The sequence below is a fragment of the Paraburkholderia largidicola genome (assembly GCF_013426895.1).
GTDB classification, from domain to species: Bacteria; Pseudomonadota; Gammaproteobacteria; order Burkholderiales; family Burkholderiaceae; genus Paraburkholderia; species Paraburkholderia largidicola.
In genome coordinates this window covers 166647-189225 of record NZ_AP023176.1, presented here as the reverse complement: position 1 = coordinate 189225, position 22579 = coordinate 166647, and the positions used below count along the sequence as shown (strand labels likewise).

Below are 22579 nucleotides of genomic sequence, written 5' to 3'. Positions count from 1 at the left end.
CAAGGCGAGATGAAGAAGAAACTGTCTGCGCTCATCAGCCCTTCAGGGCGACAGAAAGTGAACCCGTCGATTCTGTCCGCGCCTACATTAAAGTAGTTTGCCTGACCGATCACGCAAGGTCGAGGTGCCCAAAGGCCTCAGCTTGCCATTGGACTTCAGGATAAGCACTCTTCTGATAAGGTCCGGCCGGTAAGTCTCCCACGTTTCGACCTCCGCGAAGTCCTGTCGATCGACACCCGGTGCGCTCGTGTTCGAGCGGCACTGGGCGTACGCATGTGCCAGCACATCCTCACGGTAGATCTTGTCGTACACAGCATAGAAACGGTACCCGGCTTCTGCCTTCGCTTTCGCGTGTAACGCCATCAGTCGCTTACGAACACGAATCGGAGTCGACAGGTTACCGGGCGGGACTTGCGCCCGCTGGAAAGCGCCACCGTTTCACGGCGCACACCTGATTCGGTCGGTCGATCTGTTGAAACGAAGTCGGCTGCCCGAGTGCTTCGAACGCCCGTCCTGCTCCGACAAGTCTCACGTACGCAGACGCGTCATCGTGGATGTCATGCCCGGCACGACAGCGCTTCACGGGGCGCCCTGCCCGTCAAAACGACTTTGATCGAACGAGGGCGCGACTCGCACAAGCTACTGCAGTGAGTAGGAGGCGACTTCAGCCTTCCCCCAGAAACCGTGCGTCTGAACACTTGTGCGCCACTTAATTCTGAGGGCGGATGCCTGTCGTCGAACGGCACACGGCGATCAGTTCGTCGGCCGCCATGGCGGTTTGCCGATGCTCCAACTAAAGGTTTTCCCTGATATTTGTTTTCTTGACTTGTCCAATCTGTGGCCGTACTTTTGCACATGTTCCTACTTGTACTTTTTTAAGGAACAAGCAGTTGAAACACAGCCCGATCCAACCGGTCACAAGGAACCCAATGTCCAACCGTTCGCTGCGCGTCGCGTGCATGCTTGCCGTCTGCGCGTTCCCGCCCCTCGCCCACGCCGATTCCAGCGTGACGCTCTATGGCATCGTCGACGAGTTCTTCCAGTACGTGAACACGGGTAACGGCTACACGGCTGCGATCGGATCATCGGGGCAATGGGCGAGCCGCTTCGGCCTGCGCGGCCATGAAGATATCGGCGGCGGCAACTTCGTCAGCTTCGATCTGCAGAACGGTTTCAATCCGAACGACGGCACGTTCGCGTCGCCGGGCTCGCTGTTCAATCGGCAGGCATGGGTAGGCGTGGGCGGCAACTGGGGCGAGGTACATGTCGGCCGTCAGAACTCGCCGATCTTCAACGATCAGGGCGGCCTGGATGCGTTCGGCGCATCGACGCAGGCATCTGGTTTCAGCAACATGATGACTTACGCGGTTCGCACCAGTAACACGGTGTCGTACACGTCGCCGACGCTGTCGGGCGTGCAGTTCAGCATTTATGTCGGCTTCGGCGACGCGGGCGGATTGCGCTCTGCCGGCGCGAGCTATCAGGCGGATATCACGTATTCGCACGGCCCCTTCTCTGCCGTCGCGGCGGCACAGGCCGTACGCAGCGCCGACAACAGCACACTCGATCGCACCGCCGAAGTCGGCGCGTCTTACCAGATTGGCAAGACGACGGTGTATCTCGGATGGAGCGGCGCGAAATGGGACGACCTTGCGCTCGACGTCAACGTGTACGGCATTTCGGCCGTGTACCAGCTGACGCCGGCCCAGGCCGTCTCGCTCGGCGGCACGCTGCTGCATGATGAAACCGGGCACGGCGACAACGCGCGGCAGATCGCTGCGCTCTACACGTATTCGTTCTCGAAGCGCACTTCCCTCTATGGCGCGGTGTCGTTCCTGCAGAACGAGGGCAATGCTTCCTACCGGCTCGCCGGATCGGCCAATGCAGGCCTGCCTCTCGCCTATGCGGGCGCAGACGCGCGCGGCTTCCAGCTCGGCATGGTGCATCGCTTCTGACACTGGTCAAACGCGAAGAATCCGCATGCGCCCGCGCCAACCATCCTCCAGTCGCCACCTGTCCGAAAACATGTGCATACTTGTGCCTTTTGCAAGGTGTGCTGCGCGCGCTGTCACGCGCTGGCGCGTGCGCGCACCGCTCTCTAACAGGAGACTGAAGATGGTCCGTAAATCGGCACGAGCAACCGACGTCGGGCGTTCGAAGGCACATATGGTCGCGGCCGCGCTCGAACGCGACATCCTGACGGGCAAGCTGCCATATGGGCAGCAACTGGAAAGCGAAAGCGAACTGGTCGAGCGTTTCGCCGTGAGCCGCAACACCGTGCGCAAGGGACTCGATCTGCTGACGACGAGCGGCCTGATCACCCGCAAAGGCGGCATCGGCTCGTTCGTGACCTTCCACGGGCAAACGATCGACGGCTCGCTTGGCTGGACGACGGCTCTCGAACGGGCTGGCGGCAATCCGCAAACGAAACTGCTGCAGATCGCGATCATCGAAGACGATGCGCTGGCACAGGAGCTTGGCCTGCGCCACGCGCGCTTCGTCGCCATCGACCGGATGCGTGTGATCGGCGACCCTGCCACTTCCATTTCCCTCGAACGCAGCCGCCTGCCATTCAGCGACGATCTCGCATCGCTGCCGCTCGAAGGGCTGGTAGGCGGCTCGCTGAACCGCACGCTCGCCGAACACGGCATGGTGGCCGATCACGGCGAGCAATGGGCCGAGGTCGTCGGCCTCGAAGCCGACGACGCGCGTCTGCTGAAGCGCCGCGCCGGCACCCCTTTTCTGCGCTCGCGACGCCTGACGCGCGACCGCAACAACGCGATCATCGAGTACGTCGTCAGTCTGCTCGATCCCGCGCACTTTGCCTTGCACCTGGAATTCTGATGTCTATGCCGTCCTCCGCTTTTTCTCCCCCTGATGCTGCGCGCTTCGACCGCGCACGCGGCGCGTTTTATGGCCTCGCACTCGGCGACGCTTTCGGCATGCCGACCCAGTCGTTGAGCCGCGCCGATATCCGCCAGCGGTTTGGCCGCATCACACAACTCGTCGATGCCGGCCCTGAACAGCCAATCGCGCCGAACATGCGCGCAGGCTCGATCACCGACGACACCGAACAGGCGGTGCTCGTTGCACAACTGCTGGTAGACGGACAGGGCTCGATCGAGCCGCGCGAATTCGCGCGTCGCCTGATCGAATGGGAAGCGCACATGAAGGCGCGCGGCTCGCTCGATCTGCTCGGCCCCTCCACGCGGCGCGCGACGCAGGCGATCCTCGACGGCGAAGACGTGATGCTCGCGGGACGCTTCGGCACGACCAATGGCGCGGCCATGCGCGTGACGCCTGTCGGCATCTCGGCATCGATTGCCAACCCTGAACCATTTGTCGATGCCGTGGTCGGCTCGTGCGTCGTCACGCACAACACCACGCTCGGTATCGCAAGCGCGGCGGCGGTTGCGGCGGCCGTGTCGGCGGGTATCGATGGCGCGTCGCTATCGCAGGCGCTCGAGGCAGGCGCGCAGTTCGCCGAACGCGGCGAGCAGCGCGGCTTCTGGGTGGCGGGCGCGCGCATCGGCGCACGTCTGCGATGGGCCGCCGAACTGACCACGCGCGTGACCGGCGATGCACTGGCCGATTACCTGTATGAAGTGGTCGGCACCTCGGTCGCGTCGCAGGAATCCGTGGTCGCGGCTTTCGCGCTTGCGCACGATGCCGCCCACCACGGCACCGACATCAACACTTCACTCGCGACAGCCGCGAGCCTCGGCGGCGATACCGACACCATCGCCGCGATGCTCGGCGCGATGCTCGGCGCGTGCGCCGGCTACGCGATGCTGCCGCAGGAACCCATCGAGACCGTGATGCGCGTCAATGCGCTCGATCTCGATCCTCTCATCCGGCAACTGCTCGAACTGCGCGCCTCGCGCGGCTAAAGCGCTGCTACAACCCGTCCCAGGAGACCAGATGGCTTCGTCAAGCAATTCCGCCAACGCAGGCAAGATCGAGGCGCGCGGCATCGAACCCGTGCCCGAGAACGAATGCCGCGGCCATCCGTTGCAACTGTTCTGGGTATGGTTCGCAGCGAACATCAGCATTCTCGGCTTGCCGCTCGGCGCGACGCTGGTCGCGTTTCAGCACCTCGCGATCTGGCAGGCCATGCTCGTCGCCGTGATCGGCGCGGCCGGCTCGTTTGCGATTGTCGGCGTGATTTCGATTGCGGGACGACGCGGCCATGCGCCGAGTCTCACACTGTCGCGTGCGATCTTCGGCGTGCGCGGCAACATCGGCCCGACCATCGTTTCGCTGATGTCGCGGCTCGGCTGGGAAACCGTCAACACGACGACGGGCGCCTACGTGCTGCTATCGTTGTTCTCGATCCTGTTCGGCACCTCGGCCGACGCGAAAGCGTCGCCCGCGCTGACGCTCGTGTTCATCGCCGTGTTCGTCGCCGCCACACTCGTCGTATCGGGGCTCGGACACGCGACGCTGCTGGTGATCCAGAAGTGGTCGACATGGGTGTTCGGTGCGCTGAACCTGGTCGTCGCAGCGTTCCTGGTCGGTTCGATCGACTGGCACGCGGTGTTTGCGGCAGCACCTGCGCCCGCCAGCGCGGTGATCATCGGTATCGGCACGATCGCGGCGGGCACGGGCATCGGCTGGGCCAATGCGGGCGCCGATATGTCGCGCTATCAGGCGTCGAATGTGAAGGGCGGTTCGCTCGTGGCTTCCGCCGCGTTCGGTGCGGGCATCCCGCTCGTGCTGCTGGTCACGCTCGGCGCATTGCTATCGGTTGGCAATGACAAGCTCGCGTCGGCAACCGATCCGATCGCCGCGATCCGCGATCTGCTGCCGCACTGGATGGCGATTCCCTATCTGATCGCCGCTTTCGGCGGGCTGCTGCTGTCGAACTATCTGTCGGTGTACTCGGCGGGTTTGACGACGCTGACGCTCGGCCTGAAAGTCAAACGCGTGCAGGCAGTCGTCGTCGACATCGTCGCGATCTCGACGGGCTCGGTGTACTTCATGCTGATCGAAGGCAGCTTCTATGGCCCGTTCATCGGCTTTATCTCGCTGCTCGCAGTGCCGATCACGGCGTGGGTCGGCATCTTCGTCGTCGATCTGTTCGGGCGCGACACCTATCGTGCCGACGCGTTGCTCGACGTCAGCCCGCGCAGCGCGTACTGGTATCGCAACGGCATCGAGTGGCGCGCGTTCGGCGCGTGGGCCATTGCGATCGTGCTCGGCTTCTGCTTCCTGTCGATCGGCGAGCACGGCTTTCATGGACCGCTCGCTGACACCTGGCTCGGTCGCAACCGACTGGGCTGGATCGTGACCTTCGTCGTCGGCGGCGGCCTCTACGCGCTGCTTGGCGGCGCTCGGCGCACTCAAGGTTTGCAGGAGAGCACGACATGACACAAGCAGTACCCCGTCTGATTCACACGGGACAGGTTCTGGTCGATCTGGTAATGCGCGTCAGCGCATTGCCGGCGCCCGGCGGCGACGTTCTGGCCTCGGACGCGAAATTCGAAGTGGGCGGCGGCTTCAACGTAATGGCAGCCGCGCGGCGCAGCGGCATGGCCGTCGTCTATGCGGCAGGGCACGGCTCGGGCCGCTTCGGCGACATGGCGCGCGCGGCGCTCGCAGCGGAGCAGATCGACGCGCCGGCCCCGCGCAGCACATCGCAGGACACGGGCATCTGCGTCGCGCTCGTCGATGCGACCGCCGAGCGCACCTTCGCCACGCATCTCGGCGCTGAGACTGAGCTGGATCGCACGGTGCTCGATGCGCTTGCCGTCACGGCGCGCGACATCGTCTATGTAAGCGGCTATAGCCTGTGCGTGGCCGGCAAGAGCGCCACGTTGATCGACTGGATCGAAGCCTTGCCCAGCGACGCACGCATCGCGTTCGATCCCGGCCCGCTCGTCAATTCAATCGATCCTGCACTGCTCGTGCGCGTCATGCGGCGCACGAGCATCTGGACCAGCAACTGCGGCGAAGCGCTCGCCTATACGACATCCGGGACCCCCGATGCCGCGCTCGCGCTGATTGCGCAGCAATTACACCCGGACGCGCTGACGATCGTGCGCGACGGCGCCCGCGGTTGTCTTGTGATGACGGAGGGTGTCGTTCACCGTGTGGCGGGATTCGCCGTTGAGCCCATCGATAGCAATGGAGCAGGTGATGCGCACACGGGCGTGCTACTCGCGTCGCTCGCGGACTACCTTTCGCCCGTCGACGCTGCACGCCGGGCGAACGCAGCGGCTGCGATCGCCGTCACGCGCTATGGACCGGCGACGGCGCCACGACGCGAAGAAATTGATGCGTTAATCGGTGAGTAGCTGCGCGTAGCTCACGACCGGCTTCACGCGGAGCGGCGATATGTGCAACACCCGCCGATAGACCGCGCCTGGCCGGGACGCGGAACGCCGACGGGATACCGCGATGATAAGCCGCCGGGGACGGCCGCCCGCTTTGCTTGCACGTCCACCGGCTGGCGCCTATGGACACTCAACTCTGCACGATCAGCCAAACAGATCGTCCACGATCGTGCACGCTGCGCTGTATCCGCCCGTCAGCGCGTCATCCTTGCTGGCGAATGCCCGACCGGCGGCTTCACCAAGCCGCAGCGGCGAAAACCTCGACACCAACGTGCCTGACTCACATATCCGGACGACGGCGACGTAGCCCGGGTTGCTGGTGCCAGCGCGCGCCTGGGCCGATCGAAAGTCGGACTCGACAGCAACGCGCAGTGTGAAGCCGTTGTACTCATAGGTTTGGGTCATGGGGCGCCTCTTACCTCTCGCAGGCACACGCGTCGCCGCGTGAGGAACCTGCACATCATCGACATCGAAACCGCAATTGTGACATTTTTATGACATATGGTTCAATGTGGCGTTGTGTCGTCGCACATTGACTATGTCGGCGCGGGACAACGGCAGATACCGCGTCAGTCTCGCCTGTCCGGTCGCCGACACGCGCGGCATGTGCACTGCTATCTGGGAGACGCTACCGGCGGCCGCGAAGCGACGCGCGACTCACTTCACGTTGCTTTTTGTCCGGCAGCAGATACCTTGAAGCGCGAAAACCAACTGACAGAAAGAATATGAAAAACAGGGCTACCGTACTGTGCGTCCGGGACGGCAAGATTCTGCTCGTCGCACGTGAGCGAGCGCGGTGGGCGCTGCCGGGCGGCAGGATAAAGCGCGCCGAACCGCCCGAAGCCGCCGCCAGCCGCGAGCTTGAGGAAGAGACCGGGCTAGTCGTCTCGCAAATGAGTTATTACTTCCAGTTTCAGGGGTTCAGCACATTGCATCATGTGTTCGTCGCCGACCCGCCGGCGGATGCTGTGCCGGAGCCGCTGAACGAGATCGCACGTTGCCGGTGGTTTGCGCCTTCCCAGATCGCATCGCTGTCTGCCAGTGTCCCGACCCGGGAAATTGTCGAACTCTTTGTCCGGCAAGTGGCGACGACGCTGGCGTAAGCTGCAGACAGTGACGACCGCGACAAAACCATGTGCTGCTAAAGCCTGCCCCGCGCGTCGCGCTGGGCGCGATCAGATCCCGGCTTTCGAAGTACACGGAGCGCCGATTGGACCGCAGTGTGGGCTCGGCCGGGCGGGAATGCGCGAGCGCGTCGAATCGCTCGGTGGCGAGTTTCAATTGGCCATCGAGCCGGGTGAAGGCTTCGCGTTCGTCGCGTGAGTGTCAGGAGAGGATGCTTGACCAGGTACGGCAGCGGCTGCCCGACGCATTCGCATCGGACAAGGCCCGAACGGTTGTTGAAGCCTCATCAGGATCAGCCATATGAAACCGCGGCTATCGATGTCGAAGTTCGTGGGCCGCATAGATAGCTGCGAATACGCCCACGAGCACCGCTGCTACCGCCAGCGGTTCGTCGAATCGGCCGGCAGCCTGTGACAGCTTCGCATCGCACCAGAGTCCCACTCCTGCGAGCGTTACGACCAGACCAAATGCGAGCCCCCATAGTGGTCCCGCGTTGTGCGAATCAAGTCTGTGAGAAAACTTCATCATTATTCTCCCTACCGCTTCCATCAACTGCAAACGTACTCCCGCAATCATCACGATCGCGATAGCGGCAATCGCGTCGGATGACCCGCCTGGCATCTGAACGGCAAACCGGGCTACTTCATATCGTGGAGTTGATTACGATAATACCGTATATACCATTTAGACAAAAATGGCATCGAATCGCTATGCACCAGACGACACGTTCATAGACGTCGCGCGGTACACAGGGCAAACAGAGGAAAAATGTCTGACAAGCACCGCTCCAGCCAGTTTGATGCCGCGCCGAATCTGCTCTCAACAAGGCTGCTTGAGATGGGCGGACTGGTTGAATCGCAGATATCGGCGGTGCTGACCCTGTTGAGCAGGTTCTTCCGCTCGAAGCCCACGACAATAACGTCCGCGTAGCGCACGACGATCATATTGCGCCGGTGGCTCCCCACCTCGCCATTGGCGGGTCCGATGCACTTCGCCGTTCCGGGCGATTGGGCGATTGTTCCGATCAGTTGGAATAGTTGCCGAGACGAATGACCTCCGCAGTGACTCGCCTAGTATTCGCTCGCGCAGCAGCAACGGCGTCCGTTGCTGCTGCTAGCGAAACAATAGCCCGGGACGGTATTGGCCTTCGGTCACCGTGAGCCCGCGGCAGGACGTCACGTGGACCAAAGTCCAATAGTGCTAATACGAGGCGTGACATATCCTTGGTAACGACTCCGCTTCTCCAGTGCGTCAGTGGGGCATTAAGTATCAGCCTAAGTTCGACTATCCATCATCGTTCTCGTCCCCACACCGCAAGAGGGAAATAAATGGGCGGCGTTGATGTCGACGGGATCGTGATTCGGTCTGACTTTGGGTGGAAGTGTTCCGGCGTTGCTCGCTGAAAACGGATATCGCGCTGTGGTTCCGGGCCAAGGCCCGCGCAGGACACGAGGATGTTCGCAAGTCCAGTTGGGACAAGTGCAAATTTGTCTGGCTGGCTGCAGCGCACCACACACACCGGCCTTCGCATCCATACGGCCGAGCAGATGAACGTATCGCGCACTCCTATGGGTCGTCCAGGCTGCGGCATCGGCTCAAACACCATGGCACGCGAGGCGCGTCTGTCCGACTAACCGGGTAAGCGTTCCCACACGAACGCGGAGCAGTTCATATCGATTTCCAGGCCCTGCAACGAGTGAATCCTCGTCGACGTGAAGCAGGACTGGAACCGGATATTCCCGGGCAATTAGCTCGACTCGGAGTGTCCTGCAAACGCACGTTGGCCTGGATGAGGTTGCAGACATGCAAACGAAATCGTCGCGGCGAATGGCAGCATGGATGGTCGGCGCATCGCTGAGCATTCCGACAATACCGGCACACACCGCAGAGCAGGCCGCATCAAGCTCGCAGGACGGCTGGCAGTTCTCGCTGACGCCGTACCTCTGGCTGGCTGGCCAGAGCGGCAACGTGAGAATCGGACAAGTGATTCCCGGTCAGAACGTGGATGCGCATTTCTCCAATATCTGGCAAGACCTCGACTTCGGGGTGATGGGCACGTTCGAAGCACGCAAGGACCGCTGGGCGATCATCGTCGACGGGTTCTACGTGAACGTCTCGACCACGTCGGACCCGATACTCGGCGGGCGACTGGGCACGGCGCGCCTGCAACTGGACAATGGAATCGTTCAGGCGGTGGGCGCCTATCGTATCCTGCCGGGCGAAAAGACCCCGGTGGACCTTATCGCCGGCCTGCGATACACCAATCTCAACGCCAAGCTTTCCTTCTCTTCCAGCCCCGTGTTTCCGGACGGTGTCAAACGAACCACGAGTGTCGACTGGGTCGACGGCCTGGTGGGTGTGCGTGCCTTTTACCGATTCACGGACAGGTGGTCGGTCATGGGCTATGCGGATGTCGGTACGGGAGGAGCCAAGTATTCGTGGCAATTGATTGCGTCGGTCTCGTGGGATGCATCAAAAACCATTGGCATGACCGCGGGATACCGGATACTCGCGCAAGACTACAACACCTCATCCTTTTACTACAACATCAGGACGGCAGGACCATTTGCTGGCGTGCACATCAGGTTCTGAGGCTGGGTGTCATGCTGTTCTGGCGAGTGAGCTTTCGCCGTGGAGGACTCGATCGTGAAACTACCCGGAGCGCGTGGGCGAGGTGTGCTGGCGATGTGCGCGGCGCTCTTCATCGGCGTCACACTATCCGCCATGGCCAGCGCGCAGTCCGTAGCCAAAGTTTCGGACCAGCAGCTCGATTCATTGACCGCGCCGATCGCGCTCTATCCCGATCCATTGCTGGCACAGGTGCTGATGGCCACGACGTTTCCGCAGGAGGTGGAATCCGCGGCCGCCTGGTCAAAGACGAACGCACAAATGACCGGCGACGAAGCCGTGAAGGCGGTCGCATCGAAACCATGGGATCCGAGCGTGCAGTCGCTCGTTGCGTTCCCACAGGTGCTCGCCACCATGGCGTCGAAGCCCGATTGGCTCAAGCAGCTCGGCAACGCGTTTCTCGCGCAGCCCAACGACGTGATGGATTCCGTCCAGCGGCTTCGCAAGCAGGCACACGAGGCGGGCAACCTGAAATCGGGAGAGCAGCAGAAGGTAGTGGTCGCTCAAAACACCATCCAGATTCAGCCTGAGAATCCGCAGATCGTGTATGTACCGGCTTACAACCCGGCGTACGTGTATGGGCCGTGGCTCTATCCCGCGTATCCGCCCGTCTATCTTCCACCGCCGCCGGGCTACGGGATCGCCACCGGTTTTGCTACGGGCCTTGCATTCGGCGCCGGCATCGCGGTGACGAACGCGTTGTGGGGCGGTTTCGACTGGAACAATCATGACGTCAACGTGAACGTGAACCGCTACAACAACATCAACGTCAACAACCGGATCAGCGGAAGCGCCAGTACGACCACCTGGAACCGCAACGCGAACTTCAGCAGTGTGCAAAACAAGGCGTACCGGGGATACGACGGCGCACGTAACCAGGCGATGCAGACCTTCGAGAGCCGCACCGGGGAAAACCTCTCAGGATCGGCGAGCCAGCGCTTGCAGGATATCGACAAGGGTGGCTTCAGCGCGAGAGACCTGCAGAGCAACGCAGACTATGTGAATCGCGACAATGCGCTGCGCGACGCCGGCGACGGCGACGGCGCGCGTCAGGACCTGCAGCGCGGGGAAGTGAGCCGCAGTTCGCTGGCGAGCAACTTCGGCGACTCAGGCGGATTCGGTGGCGACCGGTTCGGGGGAGCAGACCGGTTCGGCGGCGGCATTCGTGGTGGCGGCTTTGGTGGCGGCGGATTCGGCGGACGTTTTCGCCGCTAGCGCGTGACCCATCGAGTGGAGGTCCAATGATCCATCCTTCCGTACGATCTGCGCTGATAGCCGCATCGCTGTTGGTTGCCGGCGCGCAGCTGGCGCGCGCGCAAGCTCTTTTTCCGACGCCGGAAGCCGGCGCCGCCGCATTCGTCGATGCCCTCGCCTCCAACGACGATGCAGCGATGCGACGCGTACTCGGCAACGACTTCCGGCGTTTCATCCCTGCTCACGAAATTGGCGAGGACGATGTGTACCGGTTTCTTGGTGCCTGGTCGCAGGGTCATGAGGTCGTGGCTACCCCTTCGTCGGGCACGAACCGGCAAGTCGCCCATCTGGTGGTCGGCCCGAACGGATGGACGCTGCCCATTCCTCTGCTCAAAACGTCGCATGGCTGGCGCTTCGATCCGGTCGCCGGCCGTGACGAACTGTTGACGCGCCGGATCGGCCGCAACGAACGGGCGGCGATGCGGACTTCGCTTGCGTATCTCGACGCGCAAAATGACTATCGCGCACTCACGAACCACTACGCGCAACGGTTCGTCAGTACGCCCGGCCAGCGCGATGGTTTGTACTGGCCCGTCGCGAAGGATGAGGTGCAGAGTCCCCTTGGTCCGCTCGCAGTCGCGATGCAGCACGGTCACGGTCTATCGGCAGGCGGCTACCACGGCTATTACTACCGGATTCTCACGGCGCAGGGCGCACACGCGAAAGGAGGCCGGCAGAACTACCAGCGCAACGGCGTGCTCGACAGCGGCTGCGCACTCGTCGCGTGGCCGGTCACATATGGCACGACCGGCGTCATGACTTTCCTTGTCAATCAGGACGGCAAGCTGTATGAGAAAAACCTCGGCCCGCAAACTACACGCATTGCGTCAAGGCTTGAGTGGTTCGATCCTGACAGCTCGTGGTCTCCTGTGAAGCCTTGAGCGGCTTGCTTGCTGTGTGAATCGTTCGGTGTCGCCTGGCGTCGCGTTTGGCTCGTAGAGCACTTTATGATCGACAACGACATGACACGAGTGCACGAGGCCAAGACACTGTTCAATTCCGTCGCGGCCATTACGCTTGAGGATTATCGTCGTCGCCAGGTTAGATAGATACTCGAGACGATGAAAGCGGTGACAAAGTACGCAACGACAAGTACGACTGTTCTTACACCGACAAACTCAGTTGCGACGATCAGCGCAACGCCGACGTGCCGGGTTGCGCAGGCAATGGCCAGCGCCGTTCGGTCATCGCGATTGGGACCACCAAGAAGCTGACCAATGAACAGTGCGAAGACCAACAGTCCCACGAGCGCGAGCACGCCTTGCCAGGTGAGACCCACGAGATGCTCCCGATGGATGACCAGCAGGATGATGCCGGACGCTGCCAGGACAACCCCAGCAATCGTGATCACCCGGTCCGACAGCCGTTCAGACCAGACCGGGAAAATGGCACGAAGCCCCATGCCGATCATGATCGGCAGCAGAATGGTTTTAGCTATGTCTGACAAGACTTTGCTTTCGGATAGCTCGACCGTGACATCGAAATAGGCACCCAGCAATGCCGTCCACAGCGGTACAGCGACAATGGCGACGAGCGAGGATGTAATCAGCAAGCTAAAGATGTATTCCTGGCTGTTCAGTTTCTTGAGTCTTTTCGGAAGCAGTGGGGCTCCCGCAGACACTGCGAGCACCAGCATCGCCGCTTTGACCCCTCGCTCGATGGGTATGATCAGCACAAGGCCGAACGCGAACAGGGGAACCAGCAGATACATCGCCGCAAGGGAACGTAGTAACAGCCCGGGCCGCCGCCATAGATAGGTCAGCTCGGAAGGCGAGGTTCCCGCACCGACGCATGCGATAAGCGCGACAACGGAGACCTTCAGCAGGATCATCAGGGTTTCAGTCACGACACCGGTGCCTTCGAATAGGTACAGCGACGATGTGATCCCGAGTGCGATCTATCCGACATCGACCCACGATCCCGGCTGGCGGAGCCACTGCTGCACGCGGCGTCTCGCGTACGCTCAGAGAAACCTTCTGATGATGCTTAGAAAGATAAGGCTACCCGAACACGCCATGACCAGCGCAACAAAAAAAGCGGGCCGCCAGATACTGACTGGCTGATACTCGCGCAGACCGACGATGGTTCGCCAGTATTCGATCGTTCCCAGTACCATTGAAACCGTACCCATCCCGGTGAGAAAAACGCCGACGTTTCGAGGACTATGCGGATGGGCCAGATGAACGCCCGCTTCCATAAAACCCTCCAGCACCTTGTAGATCGTAAAGCCGAAGCTGATCATCGAAAGCGCGGTACGTGTCCACGCCATCAAGGTACGGTCGGCCGCCATCAGCGTGCGCGTCGTCGCGAGCTCAGTCCGCTCCTCCGCCAGCTGGTTCGCTGAGCGCGCTTCCACGTTAGTCACACAACTCTCCGGAAGGGTTTGTCGGCCCGACTTGCAACAGCGCGTTCCGGGCACCGTCACAAATGGAGATCAAGGCGCCTACATGCCTCAGCGTTAATCTAGTTCATGGGAAGCGCGATTGCGAGAATCCCCTGCTTCGAAGGCATGGGGCAACCTGACCTGGATAGCGCACGCCCCATGCGTACTTATGTACCTGCTTCTATAAGCACGACGGCGGCGCAATCACAGATATTCAACGCTTTGCAGGCCTGAACGGTGTGAGGACCAGCGTCGTGAGCCAGACCGGTGAGTTAGCGCAATGCGTTTGAATGGGGAATGACAAAATTGCGTTTGCTTTCCAGACGTAAGCTGACTTAAATACCAATCACGTTTGTGTCTGCAACTCGCTTCTTTCGGATACGTACCCACTGCGCCGTCTGTCGGACGGCGTCGGCAATCTTTTGGCACGCTGACAACCATAGGGGATCACAGCGATGCAGGCCACGTTGCTGTCCGGTACTTCAACATCGGGTAATGACGATCCCCAGGCGGCCGAAAGCCGACCATCGGATGCGCCGCCGTGCTTCCATTTGCTGGCCAAACCAAGCGGATCGACCTGTAACATCGACTGCAAGTATTGCTTCTTCCTGTCGAAAGAGGCGCTGTACCCCAACGAAAAGCATCGGATGTCCCAGGCGACGCTAGAGACATACATTCGCCAGTTGCTGGAGTCGCATCGCACCCCGGAGGTCACCGTGGCGTGGCAGGGTGGCGAGCCCACGCTGATGAAGGTCGAATTCTTCAGGCACGCCGTCGAATTGGTCGAAAAGTACCGCAGGCCTGGACAGGTTGTGAAGCACACGTTTCAGACCAATGGCATTCTTCTCGACGACGAATGGTGCGAGTTCTTCAAGCAGTACGACTTTCTCGTGGGCCTGAGTGTCGATGGTCCGCGTGAGCTCCACGACACCTTTCGCGTCGATCGTCGTGCGCAGGGTACCTTCGATCTGGTTATGCGCGGGTGGAACCAGCTGCGCAAGCATGGCGTCGAGTTCAACATCCTGTGCACGGTCAACGCCGCCAACCAGCACCACGGCCGCACGGTCTATCGCTTCTTTCGCGATGAACTCGGTGCAAGGTGGATCCAGTTCATCCCGATCATCGAGCGCGCAACGGAACAGACGATTCACCTGGCGAATAGGGGCTGGAGCGAACAGGCGGGCCATAAGCGCGTGCTGTACACACAGACCGGCAATCTGGTCACCGAACGTTCAGTCGGCGCAAAGCAGTATGGCCTCTTCCTCATGGACATCTTCGAAGAGTGGGTGCGTCACGACGTCGGTCGTGTCTTCGTGCAACTGTTCGATGTGACGCTAGAGGCCTTTTTCGGTCGCCATCTGTTGTGCATCCACGCTCCCACCTGCGGCCTCGGCCCTGCCCTCGAGTACAACGGTGATCTGTATTCCTGCGATCACTTTGTCGAACCCGGATACCGGTTGGGCAATATTCATGAAACGCACATGCTCGAGCTCATGGCGTCGCCCGAACAGCGCAAGTTTGGACTGGACAAGCGCGACTCGCTTACGGCCCAGTGCAGGAACTGCGAAGTGAGGGCGCTGTGCAATGGCGGATGTCCGAAGGACCGCTTCGCGCTTTCGCGGGACGGCGAGGCGGGACAGAACTATCTGTGCTCCGGCCTCGAATTGTTCTTCACCCAATCGCGCCATGCGATGGAGACCATGGCGAAACTCCTTCACGATGGCCGGCCTCCGTCCGACGTGATGGCGATTACCGCAATCGAAGATAAACGGCGCGGCCCATATGCGCCCTGTCCGTGTGGCAGCGGCAGGAAATTCAGATTCTGCCACGGTAATAGCGCACCGCGTCGCTCGTTCGACCCGGCGAGCAGCGAGGAGCAGCGGGCCTCATGACGGAAGGTTCTGCCAAAAGACGTCGGTGGCCGTGACATCCTCGCAGAGCCGGGACTGGGGAGCGACATGCTGGCTCAGTTCGGTGATTGATGCTGCCCGGGCCTTAACTGATAGGAGTGGAAGCAATCATGGCGACAAAGCAACCGAATATCCTGATTCTTTGGGGCGATGATATTGGATGGTGGAACATCAGCTTCAACAGCCGTGGGCAGATGGGTTATCGCACGCCCAATATCGATCGCATTGCCAATGAGGGCGTGGCATTTACAGACTACTACGCGCAGCAGAGTTGCACGGCCGGACGCGCCGCCTTCATTACCGGGCAGAATCCCGTCCGCACGGGACTGACCAAGGTTGGAATGCCGGGAGCCGATGTCGGCTTGTCGGCAGACGACCCCACCATCGCGGAAATGCTCAAGCCGCTGGGATATGTCACCGGGCAGTTCGGCAAGAACCATCTGGGTGACAAGGATGAGTTTCTGCCGACCATGCATGGGTTCGACGAATTCTTCGGCAATCTCTATCACCTGAATGCGGAAGAGGAGCCTGAGGATCCCGACTATCCAAAGGATCCGGCGTTCCGGAAACGTTTCGGTCCAAGAGGCGTGCTCCACTGCTGGTCAGATGGCAAGGGCGGTCAGAAGATCGAGGATACCGGTGCGCTGACCAAAAAGCGCATGGAGACGATCGATGAAGAAACGACCGAACTGGCCTGCACATTCATCGATAAGGCGCATAAGGATGGCAAGCCGTTCTTTCTCTGGTACAACACGACGGCAATGCACTTCCGGACCCACTGTGCCGAGAAGCACAAGGGCAAGAGCGGACAGGGCGACTATAACGACGTCATGGTCGCTCACGACGAGAACATCGGCAAAATGCTGGCGAAGCTGGACGCATTGGGGATTGCCGACGATACCATCGTCATGTACTCGACGGATAACGGACCTCACTACAATAGTTGGCCAGACGCGGGTATCACTCCATTCCGGTCTGAAAAGAACACCAACTGGGAAGGAGGCTGGCGTGTTCCTGCGTTCGTTCGATGGCCGGGGAAATTTCCTGCTGGTACCGTTCTTAACGGGATAGTCACGCACCAGGACTGGATGACGACCTTGCTCGCGGCGGCTGGCGAGCCAGGCATCAAGGAAAAGCTGCTTAAAGGACACAAAGCGGGCGAGAAAACGTACAAGGTTCACCTGGACGGTTTCAACATGCTCCCCTATCTGACTGGGGAAGTGAAAGAAAGTCCGCGCGAGTCGTTTTTCTATATCAGTGACGACGGCGACGTGATGGCAATCCGTGTGCGTGACTGGAAAATGGTATTGCTGGAACAGCGCGCCAGGCAGTTGGCGTGCTGGGCGGAACCCTTCGTTCGGCTGCGGATTCCGAAGATGTTCAATCTTCGACGGGACCCCTTCGAGCGCGCGGATGAAAGCTCCAACACATACTACGACTGGATGATATCCCACGCGTATCTGGTGTACGCGATGCAAGCGGTTGTGGCATCGCAGATCGAAAATTTCAAGGCATTTCCTCCGCGCCAGAAGCCTGCGTCGTTTAACCTCGACGCCGTGATGCGGCAACTGGACGATGCGGGCGGGGGAGCCCATCACTGAGCTTCGATGCATCGGCAACAAGGAATCGGCCCGGCGATCAGCCAGATCGTCGGGTGACTCCAGCTTGCTACGGAAGAAACATCATGTACGCCGTGATCACCTGCCCTTGCAGTCGACGGAACGATGAGGGCCCGGCGAAACGGGGCTCGTAAACCGCATCGCGAAGGCGCGCGCTCTCGCTTCGGATTCGGTCATCGTGCGCGCTCCTCTGGGACAGGGTTCATCGGAGTGACGTCGCAGACGTGGATGCCCTGTGCCAGCTCCACTGATTTATGCCACGCCTGCGTGGCGATCGCGCGGCGCACGTCGCCGAGCCCGCCTTCCCACAATTCCATGACGGTCGCGCGCGAGAACTCGAAGTCCTTGAAATCGGACGAGCGCGTGTTGTGGTGGTTCGTGAAGCGCATCAATGCGACCTCTCCGCGCGTGCTCACCGCCGCTAGCCGCTCGACATCCGGATCGGCGTGTGCGTCCTTCGGAAGCTTGTCGAGCACGCGGCGCAATGACGCGCGCAATTCCTCCATCTCCCTGAAGCGGGACGCGTTAAAGCGCGTCTTGCTTGCATACTGGAGATCCTTCATGCGCTCCTGCACCTGACGCAGATTCTGCGGCAATCCACCTGCACCACTGAACACATCGACCTGCAGGACAAGCGCGCTCTCCCGGTAGGCCTCGTCGACCACGTACCATAGCGGTGTATTGGAGGAGATGCCGCCGTCCCAGTACCACTCGCCGCCGACATTCACCGGCGGGAAGCCCGGTGGTAGTGCGCCGCTCGCCATCACGTGCTCCGGCCCGAGCACCATCTTTGTATTGTCGAAGTACACGGACTCCCCGGAGCATATATTGACGGCGCCGAGCGAGACACGCACCGACTTACGATTGATCATCTCGAAGTCGACCAGCTCATTGAGCGTGGCCCTGAGCGGCTCCGTATCATAGAAGCTCAATGCGGCGATCGAACCTTCGGCCGCCATGTAAGGCGCCGGCATGCGGGGCGCGAAAAAGCCCGGCACGCCGAATGCGACCGCCGACGCCGCGCTATACAGGTTGAACACCGGTCGCAGCGGGTCGAACGCCGCTGGCGGCATGAAAGCCGACCATGCCGAGGTGCGTTCCCAGAATTCGCGAAGGCGTTCGACACCGCGCTCGGGCGGATTGCCAGCGATCAGCGCCGCATTGATGGCGCCGATCGATACACCGGCGATCCAGTTGGGAACGATGCCCGCTTCGGAAAGGCCCGCAAATACGCCGGCCTGGTATGCGCCCAGCGCGCCACCGCCTTGCAGGACGAGAACGGTATTGTCGAACTTGCTGATGGGGAGTGGAGCGCTCGATGATTCCGCTTTGCGTACAGATGCCATGGCTGCTCTCTGCGGCACGCGATGCCGCGATCGACGAAGATGTCGCCCTCTCGGCGCGTATGAACAGGTCAGTGCGTTCGGTTGAACAATTCAACCTTAGGTCGAATGCCGCTTTTGTACAATTGGACTTTGGTCTTATCCCGTGGAAACGCCCTTATGGTCTAAATGCTCTATTCAGAGTCCTTAGCTTCGCAGTAAGAATGCTAGTCGATATCCACTTCCCGTCAGCAACTTCTGGCCGTCTCGTCGTTGCCGATCGAAATTCAGGTATGACCGGCGAGCACTTCACCATTGCGATTTGAATGTCCGGTTCTCTGAGTGGAACCGACGCCTGAATGCGTGAGCGACGGTGCGAGCAAACGACGCTTTATGGGCCGAATACTGCCCAACGCGGAACGAATAGGTCGATGCCATGAGGCGTCGTTGACACACTCCTGCTTCACATCTTTCCGTGCGCACGGAGATTGGAATAGTAAATGTTGTCGCACGCAACTGGGACTGGATCATTGAGATTTTCCACCCACTCGTCGGTCGACATCGTTGCCGCATACGCGGACTCCATAATGACGGTAATGATGCGATGCATCTCCTCCGCGGTCGCGCGGCCCGCCTTGTTCTGATACGACAGCGAACCCGCCGCATCCGGCAGGAATTCCACGCGATAGCCCTTGTGCATGGCTTCCCGGATCGTGGCGTCATTGCAGTTTTGCGTCATATAGCCGATGACGGTCAACGTATCCACCTCGTGTTCCTTCAGCCAGTCATCGAAGCCGGCACTGGAAAACGTGCTTGGCAAGACTTTGGTAACGACGCGGTCGTGAGGGCGGCCCGCAACGTCAGGATGCAATTCCGCACCAACGCTACCCTCTGCGAATATCGGTGCATCAGCGGGCAAGACGTGCTTTACAAGCACAACCGGAACGCCGTTTGCATTGGCGGCGTCAATCGCTTTGGCGATGTTCGGAAGCGAGGACGCGACAGGCGGGTACTCGATCCGGAAGTTACCTGTGATGTATTCATTCTGCACATCGATGACGATCAACGCGCGACGCGGTGCTTGCTTTGACATGGTGCTACCTCTAGTCCAAAAAAGAGGCCGTCGGCCAGGCGACGGCCAATGATCGACGACAATCAGATTGCGCTGGAGCGGTGAAAGATCACCGCCCGGCTCAGATGTTTGACAGATCGGGATAAAGACCACGCACCGGACTCACCGCTTCCAGCAGCGAAGCAAGGTGCAGAAGCGTCGATTCCGCCAGCCACGGTGCTACGAGTTGCACGCCGGCGGGCAGCCCTTCGCGGCTCGTACCGAAACGCAGCGTCAGGCCCGGAAGCCCCGTCACATTGAGCGGCGCAGTTGCAGTCATGACGTGCAGCGAAGATACCGACTGACCGTTGATGTTGAATTCCGCGGCGTCGTGTTCGTGTGCCGGCACCGGCGTCACCGGGCAGAGCAACGCGTCGTAGCGCTGGAAGTACTCCGCGAAGCCGTCGCGCAGTTGTTCCGCCTGCTGTTCTGCATCGACGAAATCGGCGATCGAAGTATCCGGTGTGTCATACACCGCCTGGACGTGTTTGAAGATTTTGTCTTCGTGCCCGGCCGTCACTTTCCGGAACGCAGGCTTGGTTTCCATAACCTGGAGTTTCCAGAGCACTTCGAGCGCGTTGATCTGCTCGATCACGGGAATACGCACCGGCTCCACGGTCACGCCCAAACCTCGCAGCGCTTCGGCCGAGGCTTGCACGGTAGCCGCGACGTCAGCGTCCACGGGCGCAAAAGCATCGATAAGCAAGCCCACGCGAAGCGGCCGCCCAGGTGTGGATCCCACGCCGGCATCCAGCTTGAGCGGGGCCGTCGAAAAACCGTCCGCGCCATCGGGACCTGCCAGCAGCGAATAGGCGAGCGCGATGTCGCGAACGCTCCGTGCAATCGGGCCGATGTGCCAGAAGCGACGGGGCACGCGCGGCCAGATGCCCGTCATCGGAATCCGTCCGTGCGTCGCCTTGAGTCCGACGACGCCAGTCAGGGCCGCCGGGCCGCGCACGGAGATAGCGACATCCGTTGCGAGACCGAGTGGCGACATCAGCGCTGCGACGGCCGCAGACTCGCCACCGCTCGATCCACCCGGCGTGCGATCCAGATTCCATGGGTTTCTCGTGCGTCCCGAAAGCAGGTTATCGGTTTCGATCCAGAACGAGAATTCGGGGTGGTTGGTTTTCGCGAGCAGGATGCCACCCGCCTTCTTCATGCGAACCACGCTGGTTGCATCGGTGTCGGGCACGCGGCCCTTGAAGATGGGCGAGGCGCGTTGCGTCAGCACGCCGGCCGTGTCGATGGAGTCCTTTGCCGTGAAGGGCACGCCATGCAGCGGCCCGAGTTCTTCCCCCGCCATCACCGCGGCTTCCGCGGCTCTCGCGTTTTTGAGGGCGTCGTCGGCGACCGTGACGATTGCATTGATCTTCGGGTCGACTGCACTGATGCGGTCGAGATGCGCCCGCATGACCTCTACGGGCGAAACTTCCCTGGTGCGGATCAATTCTGCGAGTCTGGTTGCGTCTTGCGAGATGAGTTCGATGGACATTACGGAGCCTTTCAAAGTGTCGGGAAAATAACTGGCAAAGTCAGGAACGAATTCTACCTAACGTTTGTTAGGGCGAAGATTAGGCGGTATAATCCGCCTTGTCAACATGCTTTGAGCTGCCCGGATGCCCGATCCGGGGGCGGCTTGTCTTCATCGAGGGGAAATTCGTGGCTAACGAAGCCGGTATCAGTTCCAGCGACAAAATCCTGGCGGTCGCGACCAAGATCGCGCAGGCGCACGGCTATGGCGGATTGAATCTGCGTACCCTGGCGGAAGAAGTCGGTATCAAGGCTGCAAGCCTCTACCATCATTTCCCGAGCAAGGCCGACCTCGCCGCCGCGGTTGCAAAACGGTACTGGGAAGATGCGGCGGCAGGGCTGGAAGTACTGTCGGCAGAGACGCCCGATGCCGCCGATCGCCTGCGCAAATTCCCGGGAACGTTCCGCGTCGCACTCGAGAACGACAACCGCATGTGCATGGCCAGCTTCATGACAGCGGAATATGACGACCTGCCCGACGTCGTGAAGAAGGAGGTCCAGAGCTTTACCGACGTCAATGTCGCGTGGCTCGGCAAGACGCTGGTGGAGGCGGAAATCGTCGGTCCCAGGGACGCTAAAAAGCGGGCGCGCGCCATATTCGCTGCAGTCGCGGGCGCGCAACTGATGGCGCGAGGGCGTGCCGATATCAAGCTCTACGATGCGTTGATCGAGAGTTATCGGGCGGCTGGGCTTTTACCGGAGTAGGAAAGTGCCACTTGAGCGGTGGCACGACGATAAACCGTAGAGCGTAGTAAATGTGCCAACACCCTGGCGTGGCAGTGCCGTGGCAAAGCGCAAACGCGTTGATACTTTTATGTTCCGCTGGACGATCGCTTGTGTTCTGAATGACCGTTACCGAGGGGCGCGACAGGCGCTTGTCGACCCATAAGAGACAACGATCTTTCTACAAAGCGGCCATTAGACTCGGCTACGTTTGCGACTCAAAGCAGGAGCAGCAGCGCACCGAAGAAAAACAGGAAAAATCCTGTAGCAAACTGGGCTTGGAGAAAGCCGCGCCATCCTGGATAGCCATATGGCACCGGTTGGGAGTATCGGGTCGGGATTGGCAGGCGCAAAAGCCAAGTGCGCAAGGCGTGTGTGAGCGCGAGCACGCCCCCGGCCAGGATAAAAAGCGAAAACGTCCGAGGCGTATCGAACGGAATCGGAATGTCAAATACTTGCATCACAATGGGCACAAGCGCGCCTAGTACTAAAAGTCCGCATAGCAAACGATAGAGCGGAGTAAGGCTCGTCTTTAACCACGTTGGCGCATTGCTCTTGCCTTGAGGTGGAGGCGTCCAGGTCATTCTGTTTGGCGGATGGGGTCCGTGCGTGGGGACGGGATTTGGCCGTGATTGA

20 protein-coding genes and 1 pseudogene are annotated in these 22579 nt (G+C 60.7%); 14 read left to right on the top strand and 7 right to left on the bottom strand.

Features of this window, described 5'->3' with window-relative positions; translation table 11 throughout:
- Positions 1 to 929: 929 nt before the first annotated feature.
- The 5 genes from PPGU16_RS29620 (at position 930) to PPGU16_RS29600 (ending at position 6296) form a co-directional block, all read left to right on the top strand.
- Positions 930 to 1955: a porin gene (locus tag PPGU16_RS29620; RefSeq protein WP_180726308.1), complete on the top strand. Its 1026-nt coding sequence runs from the start codon at positions 930 to 932 to the stop codon at positions 1953 to 1955.
- Between the two features lie 160 nt (positions 1956 to 2115).
- Positions 2116 to 2844 (top strand): GntR family transcriptional regulator, encoded by a 729-nt coding sequence (locus PPGU16_RS29615; protein ID WP_180726307.1) that lies wholly within the window; start codon positions 2116 to 2118, stop codon positions 2842 to 2844.
- A gap of 5 nt (positions 2845 to 2849) precedes the next feature.
- A complete protein-coding gene (locus PPGU16_RS29610; protein WP_180727093.1) occupies positions 2850 to 3890 on the top strand; it encodes an ADP-ribosylglycohydrolase family protein in 1041 nt (346 codons plus the stop codon).
- Positions 3891 to 3921: 31 nt separating this feature from the next.
- Positions 3922 to 5370: a purine-cytosine permease family protein gene (locus tag PPGU16_RS29605; RefSeq protein ID WP_180726306.1), complete on the top strand. Its 1449-nt coding sequence runs from the start codon at positions 3922 to 3924 to the stop codon at positions 5368 to 5370.
- Positions 5367 to 6296 (top strand): PfkB family carbohydrate kinase, encoded by a 930-nt coding sequence (locus PPGU16_RS29600; protein WP_180726305.1) that lies wholly within the window; start codon positions 5367 to 5369, stop codon positions 6294 to 6296. Before PPGU16_RS29605 ends, PPGU16_RS29600 begins: the two co-directional genes overlap by 4 nt.
- 183 nt (positions 6297 to 6479) lie before the next feature.
- On the opposite strand, the gene PPGU16_RS29595 is transcribed toward PPGU16_RS29600, so the two are convergent.
- Complete coding sequence (locus PPGU16_RS29595) at positions 6480 to 6740, bottom strand: hypothetical protein (protein WP_079495157.1); 261 nt, start codon at positions 6738 to 6740, stop codon at positions 6480 to 6482.
- Positions 6741 to 7060: 320 nt separating this feature from the next.
- Here PPGU16_RS29595 and PPGU16_RS29590 point away from each other — a divergent pair, with 320 nt between their 5' ends.
- From PPGU16_RS29590 to PPGU16_RS29570, 5 genes and pseudogenes are all read left to right on the top strand, one after another.
- Positions 7061 to 7438, top strand: a complete 378-nt coding sequence (locus tag PPGU16_RS29590; RefSeq protein WP_180726304.1) for an NUDIX hydrolase — start codon at positions 7061 to 7063, stop codon at positions 7436 to 7438.
- Positions 7439 to 8228: 790 nt separating this feature from the next.
- Positions 8229 to 8360 (top strand): annotated as a pseudogene (locus tag PPGU16_RS29585) (phosphate signaling complex protein PhoU); the annotation flags it as partial.
- A gap of 903 nt (positions 8361 to 9263) precedes the next feature.
- Entirely contained in the window at positions 9264 to 10052 is a 789-nt protein-coding gene (locus tag PPGU16_RS29580) for a hypothetical protein (RefSeq protein WP_180726303.1), read from the top strand.
- 93 nt (positions 10053 to 10145) lie between these two features.
- A complete protein-coding gene (locus tag PPGU16_RS29575; protein WP_180727092.1) occupies positions 10146 to 11303 on the top strand; it encodes a DUF3300 domain-containing protein in 1158 nt (385 codons plus the stop codon).
- A gap of 26 nt (positions 11304 to 11329) precedes the next feature.
- On the top strand, positions 11330 to 12223 hold the full coding sequence (locus tag PPGU16_RS29570; RefSeq protein WP_180726302.1) for a DUF2950 domain-containing protein: 894 nt from the start codon (positions 11330 to 11332) through the stop codon (positions 12221 to 12223).
- Positions 12224 to 12366: 143 nt separating this feature from the next.
- Here the strand turns inward: PPGU16_RS29570 and PPGU16_RS29565 are convergent, their stop codons facing one another.
- Positions 12367 to 13188 (bottom strand): bile acid:sodium symporter family protein, encoded by an 822-nt coding sequence (locus PPGU16_RS29565; protein ID WP_180726301.1) that lies wholly within the window; start codon positions 13186 to 13188, stop codon positions 12367 to 12369.
- 117 nt (positions 13189 to 13305) lie between these two features.
- On the bottom strand, positions 13306 to 13707 hold the full coding sequence (locus tag PPGU16_RS29560) for a YidH family protein (RefSeq protein ID WP_224030779.1): 402 nt from the start codon (positions 13705 to 13707) through the stop codon (positions 13306 to 13308).
- 473 nt (positions 13708 to 14180) lie between these two features.
- Here PPGU16_RS29560 and PPGU16_RS29555 point away from each other — a divergent pair, with 473 nt between their 5' ends.
- Positions 14181 to 15617, top strand: a complete 1437-nt coding sequence (locus PPGU16_RS29555) for an anaerobic sulfatase maturase (RefSeq protein ID WP_224030780.1) — start codon at positions 14181 to 14183, stop codon at positions 15615 to 15617.
- A gap of 128 nt (positions 15618 to 15745) precedes the next feature.
- On the top strand, positions 15746 to 17236 hold the full coding sequence (locus PPGU16_RS29550) for an arylsulfatase (protein WP_180726300.1): 1491 nt from the start codon (positions 15746 to 15748) through the stop codon (positions 17234 to 17236).
- A gap of 191 nt (positions 17237 to 17427) precedes the next feature.
- Here the strand turns inward: PPGU16_RS29550 and PPGU16_RS29545 are convergent, their stop codons facing one another.
- Entirely contained in the window at positions 17428 to 18600 is a 1173-nt protein-coding gene (locus tag PPGU16_RS29545; RefSeq protein WP_180726299.1) for a patatin-like phospholipase family protein, read from the bottom strand.
- On the opposite strand from PPGU16_RS29545, the gene PPGU16_RS29540 reads away from it, so the two are divergent.
- The gene (locus PPGU16_RS29540; protein WP_180726298.1) at positions 18573 to 18902 is read left to right on the top strand and encodes a hypothetical protein; all 330 of its coding nucleotides are present in this window, start codon (positions 18573 to 18575) and stop codon (positions 18900 to 18902) included. The two genes, PPGU16_RS29545 and PPGU16_RS29540, sit on opposite strands and share 28 nt — an antisense overlap.
- A 137-nt stretch (positions 18903 to 19039) precedes the next feature.
- Here PPGU16_RS29540 and PPGU16_RS29535 read toward each other — a convergent pair whose 3' ends face one another.
- Positions 19040 to 19669 carry a cysteine hydrolase family protein gene (locus tag PPGU16_RS29535; protein ID WP_180726297.1) on the bottom strand — a complete coding sequence of 210 codons (630 nt, stop codon included), beginning with the start codon at positions 19667 to 19669 and terminating at the stop codon, positions 19040 to 19042.
- Positions 19670 to 19769: 100 nt separating this feature from the next.
- Entirely contained in the window at positions 19770 to 21182 is a 1413-nt protein-coding gene (locus PPGU16_RS29530) for an amidase (RefSeq protein WP_180726296.1), read from the bottom strand.
- A gap of 167 nt (positions 21183 to 21349) precedes the next feature.
- On the opposite strand from PPGU16_RS29530, the gene PPGU16_RS29525 reads away from it, so the two are divergent.
- Positions 21350 to 21925 carry a TetR/AcrR family transcriptional regulator gene (locus PPGU16_RS29525; RefSeq protein ID WP_180726295.1) on the top strand — a complete coding sequence of 192 codons (576 nt, stop codon included), beginning with the start codon at positions 21350 to 21352 and terminating at the stop codon, positions 21923 to 21925.
- Between the two features lie 236 nt (positions 21926 to 22161).
- Here PPGU16_RS29525 and PPGU16_RS29520 read toward each other — a convergent pair whose 3' ends face one another.
- Positions 22162 to 22404, bottom strand: a complete 243-nt coding sequence (locus tag PPGU16_RS29520; RefSeq protein WP_060608618.1) for a hypothetical protein — start codon at positions 22402 to 22404, stop codon at positions 22162 to 22164.
- Positions 22405 to 22579: the final 175 nt, after the last annotated feature.

Coding starts and splice junctions, on each gene's coding strand:
- PPGU16_RS29620 (WP_180726308.1), top strand. CDS start 930: ATGTCCAACCGTTCGCTGCGCGTCGCGTGCATGCTTGCCGTCTGCGCG.
- PPGU16_RS29615 (WP_180726307.1), top strand. CDS start 2,116: ATGGTCCGTAAATCGGCACGAGCAACCGACGTCGGGCGTTCGAAGGCA.
- PPGU16_RS29610 (WP_180727093.1), top strand. CDS start 2,850: ATGCCGTCCTCCGCTTTTTCTCCCCCTGATGCTGCGCGCTTCGACCGC.
- PPGU16_RS29605 (WP_180726306.1), top strand. CDS start 3,922: ATGGCTTCGTCAAGCAATTCCGCCAACGCAGGCAAGATCGAGGCGCGC.
- PPGU16_RS29600 (WP_180726305.1), top strand. CDS start 5,367: ATGACACAAGCAGTACCCCGTCTGATTCACACGGGACAGGTTCTGGTC.
- PPGU16_RS29595 (WP_079495157.1), bottom strand. CDS start 6,740: ATGACCCAAACCTATGAGTACAACGGCTTCACACTGCGCGTTGCTGTC.
- PPGU16_RS29590 (WP_180726304.1), top strand. CDS start 7,061: ATGAAAAACAGGGCTACCGTACTGTGCGTCCGGGACGGCAAGATTCTG.
- PPGU16_RS29580 (WP_180726303.1), top strand. CDS start 9,264: ATGCAAACGAAATCGTCGCGGCGAATGGCAGCATGGATGGTCGGCGCA.
- PPGU16_RS29575 (WP_180727092.1), top strand. CDS start 10,146: ATGTGCGCGGCGCTCTTCATCGGCGTCACACTATCCGCCATGGCCAGC.
- PPGU16_RS29570 (WP_180726302.1), top strand. CDS start 11,330: ATGATCCATCCTTCCGTACGATCTGCGCTGATAGCCGCATCGCTGTTG.
- PPGU16_RS29555 (WP_224030780.1), top strand. CDS start 14,181: ATGCAGGCCACGTTGCTGTCCGGTACTTCAACATCGGGTAATGACGAT.
- PPGU16_RS29550 (WP_180726300.1), top strand. CDS start 15,746: ATGGCGACAAAGCAACCGAATATCCTGATTCTTTGGGGCGATGATATT.
- PPGU16_RS29540 (WP_180726298.1), top strand. CDS start 18,573: ATGATTCCGCTTTGCGTACAGATGCCATGGCTGCTCTCTGCGGCACGC.
- PPGU16_RS29545 (WP_180726299.1), bottom strand. CDS start 18,600: ATGGCATCTGTACGCAAAGCGGAATCATCGAGCGCTCCACTCCCCATC.
- PPGU16_RS29535 (WP_180726297.1), bottom strand. CDS start 19,669: ATGTCAAAGCAAGCACCGCGTCGCGCGTTGATCGTCATCGATGTGCAG.
- PPGU16_RS29530 (WP_180726296.1), bottom strand. CDS start 21,182: ATGTCCATCGAACTCATCTCGCAAGACGCAACCAGACTCGCAGAATTG.
- PPGU16_RS29520 (WP_060608618.1), bottom strand. CDS start 22,404: ATGCAAGTATTTGACATTCCGATTCCGTTCGATACGCCTCGGACGTTT.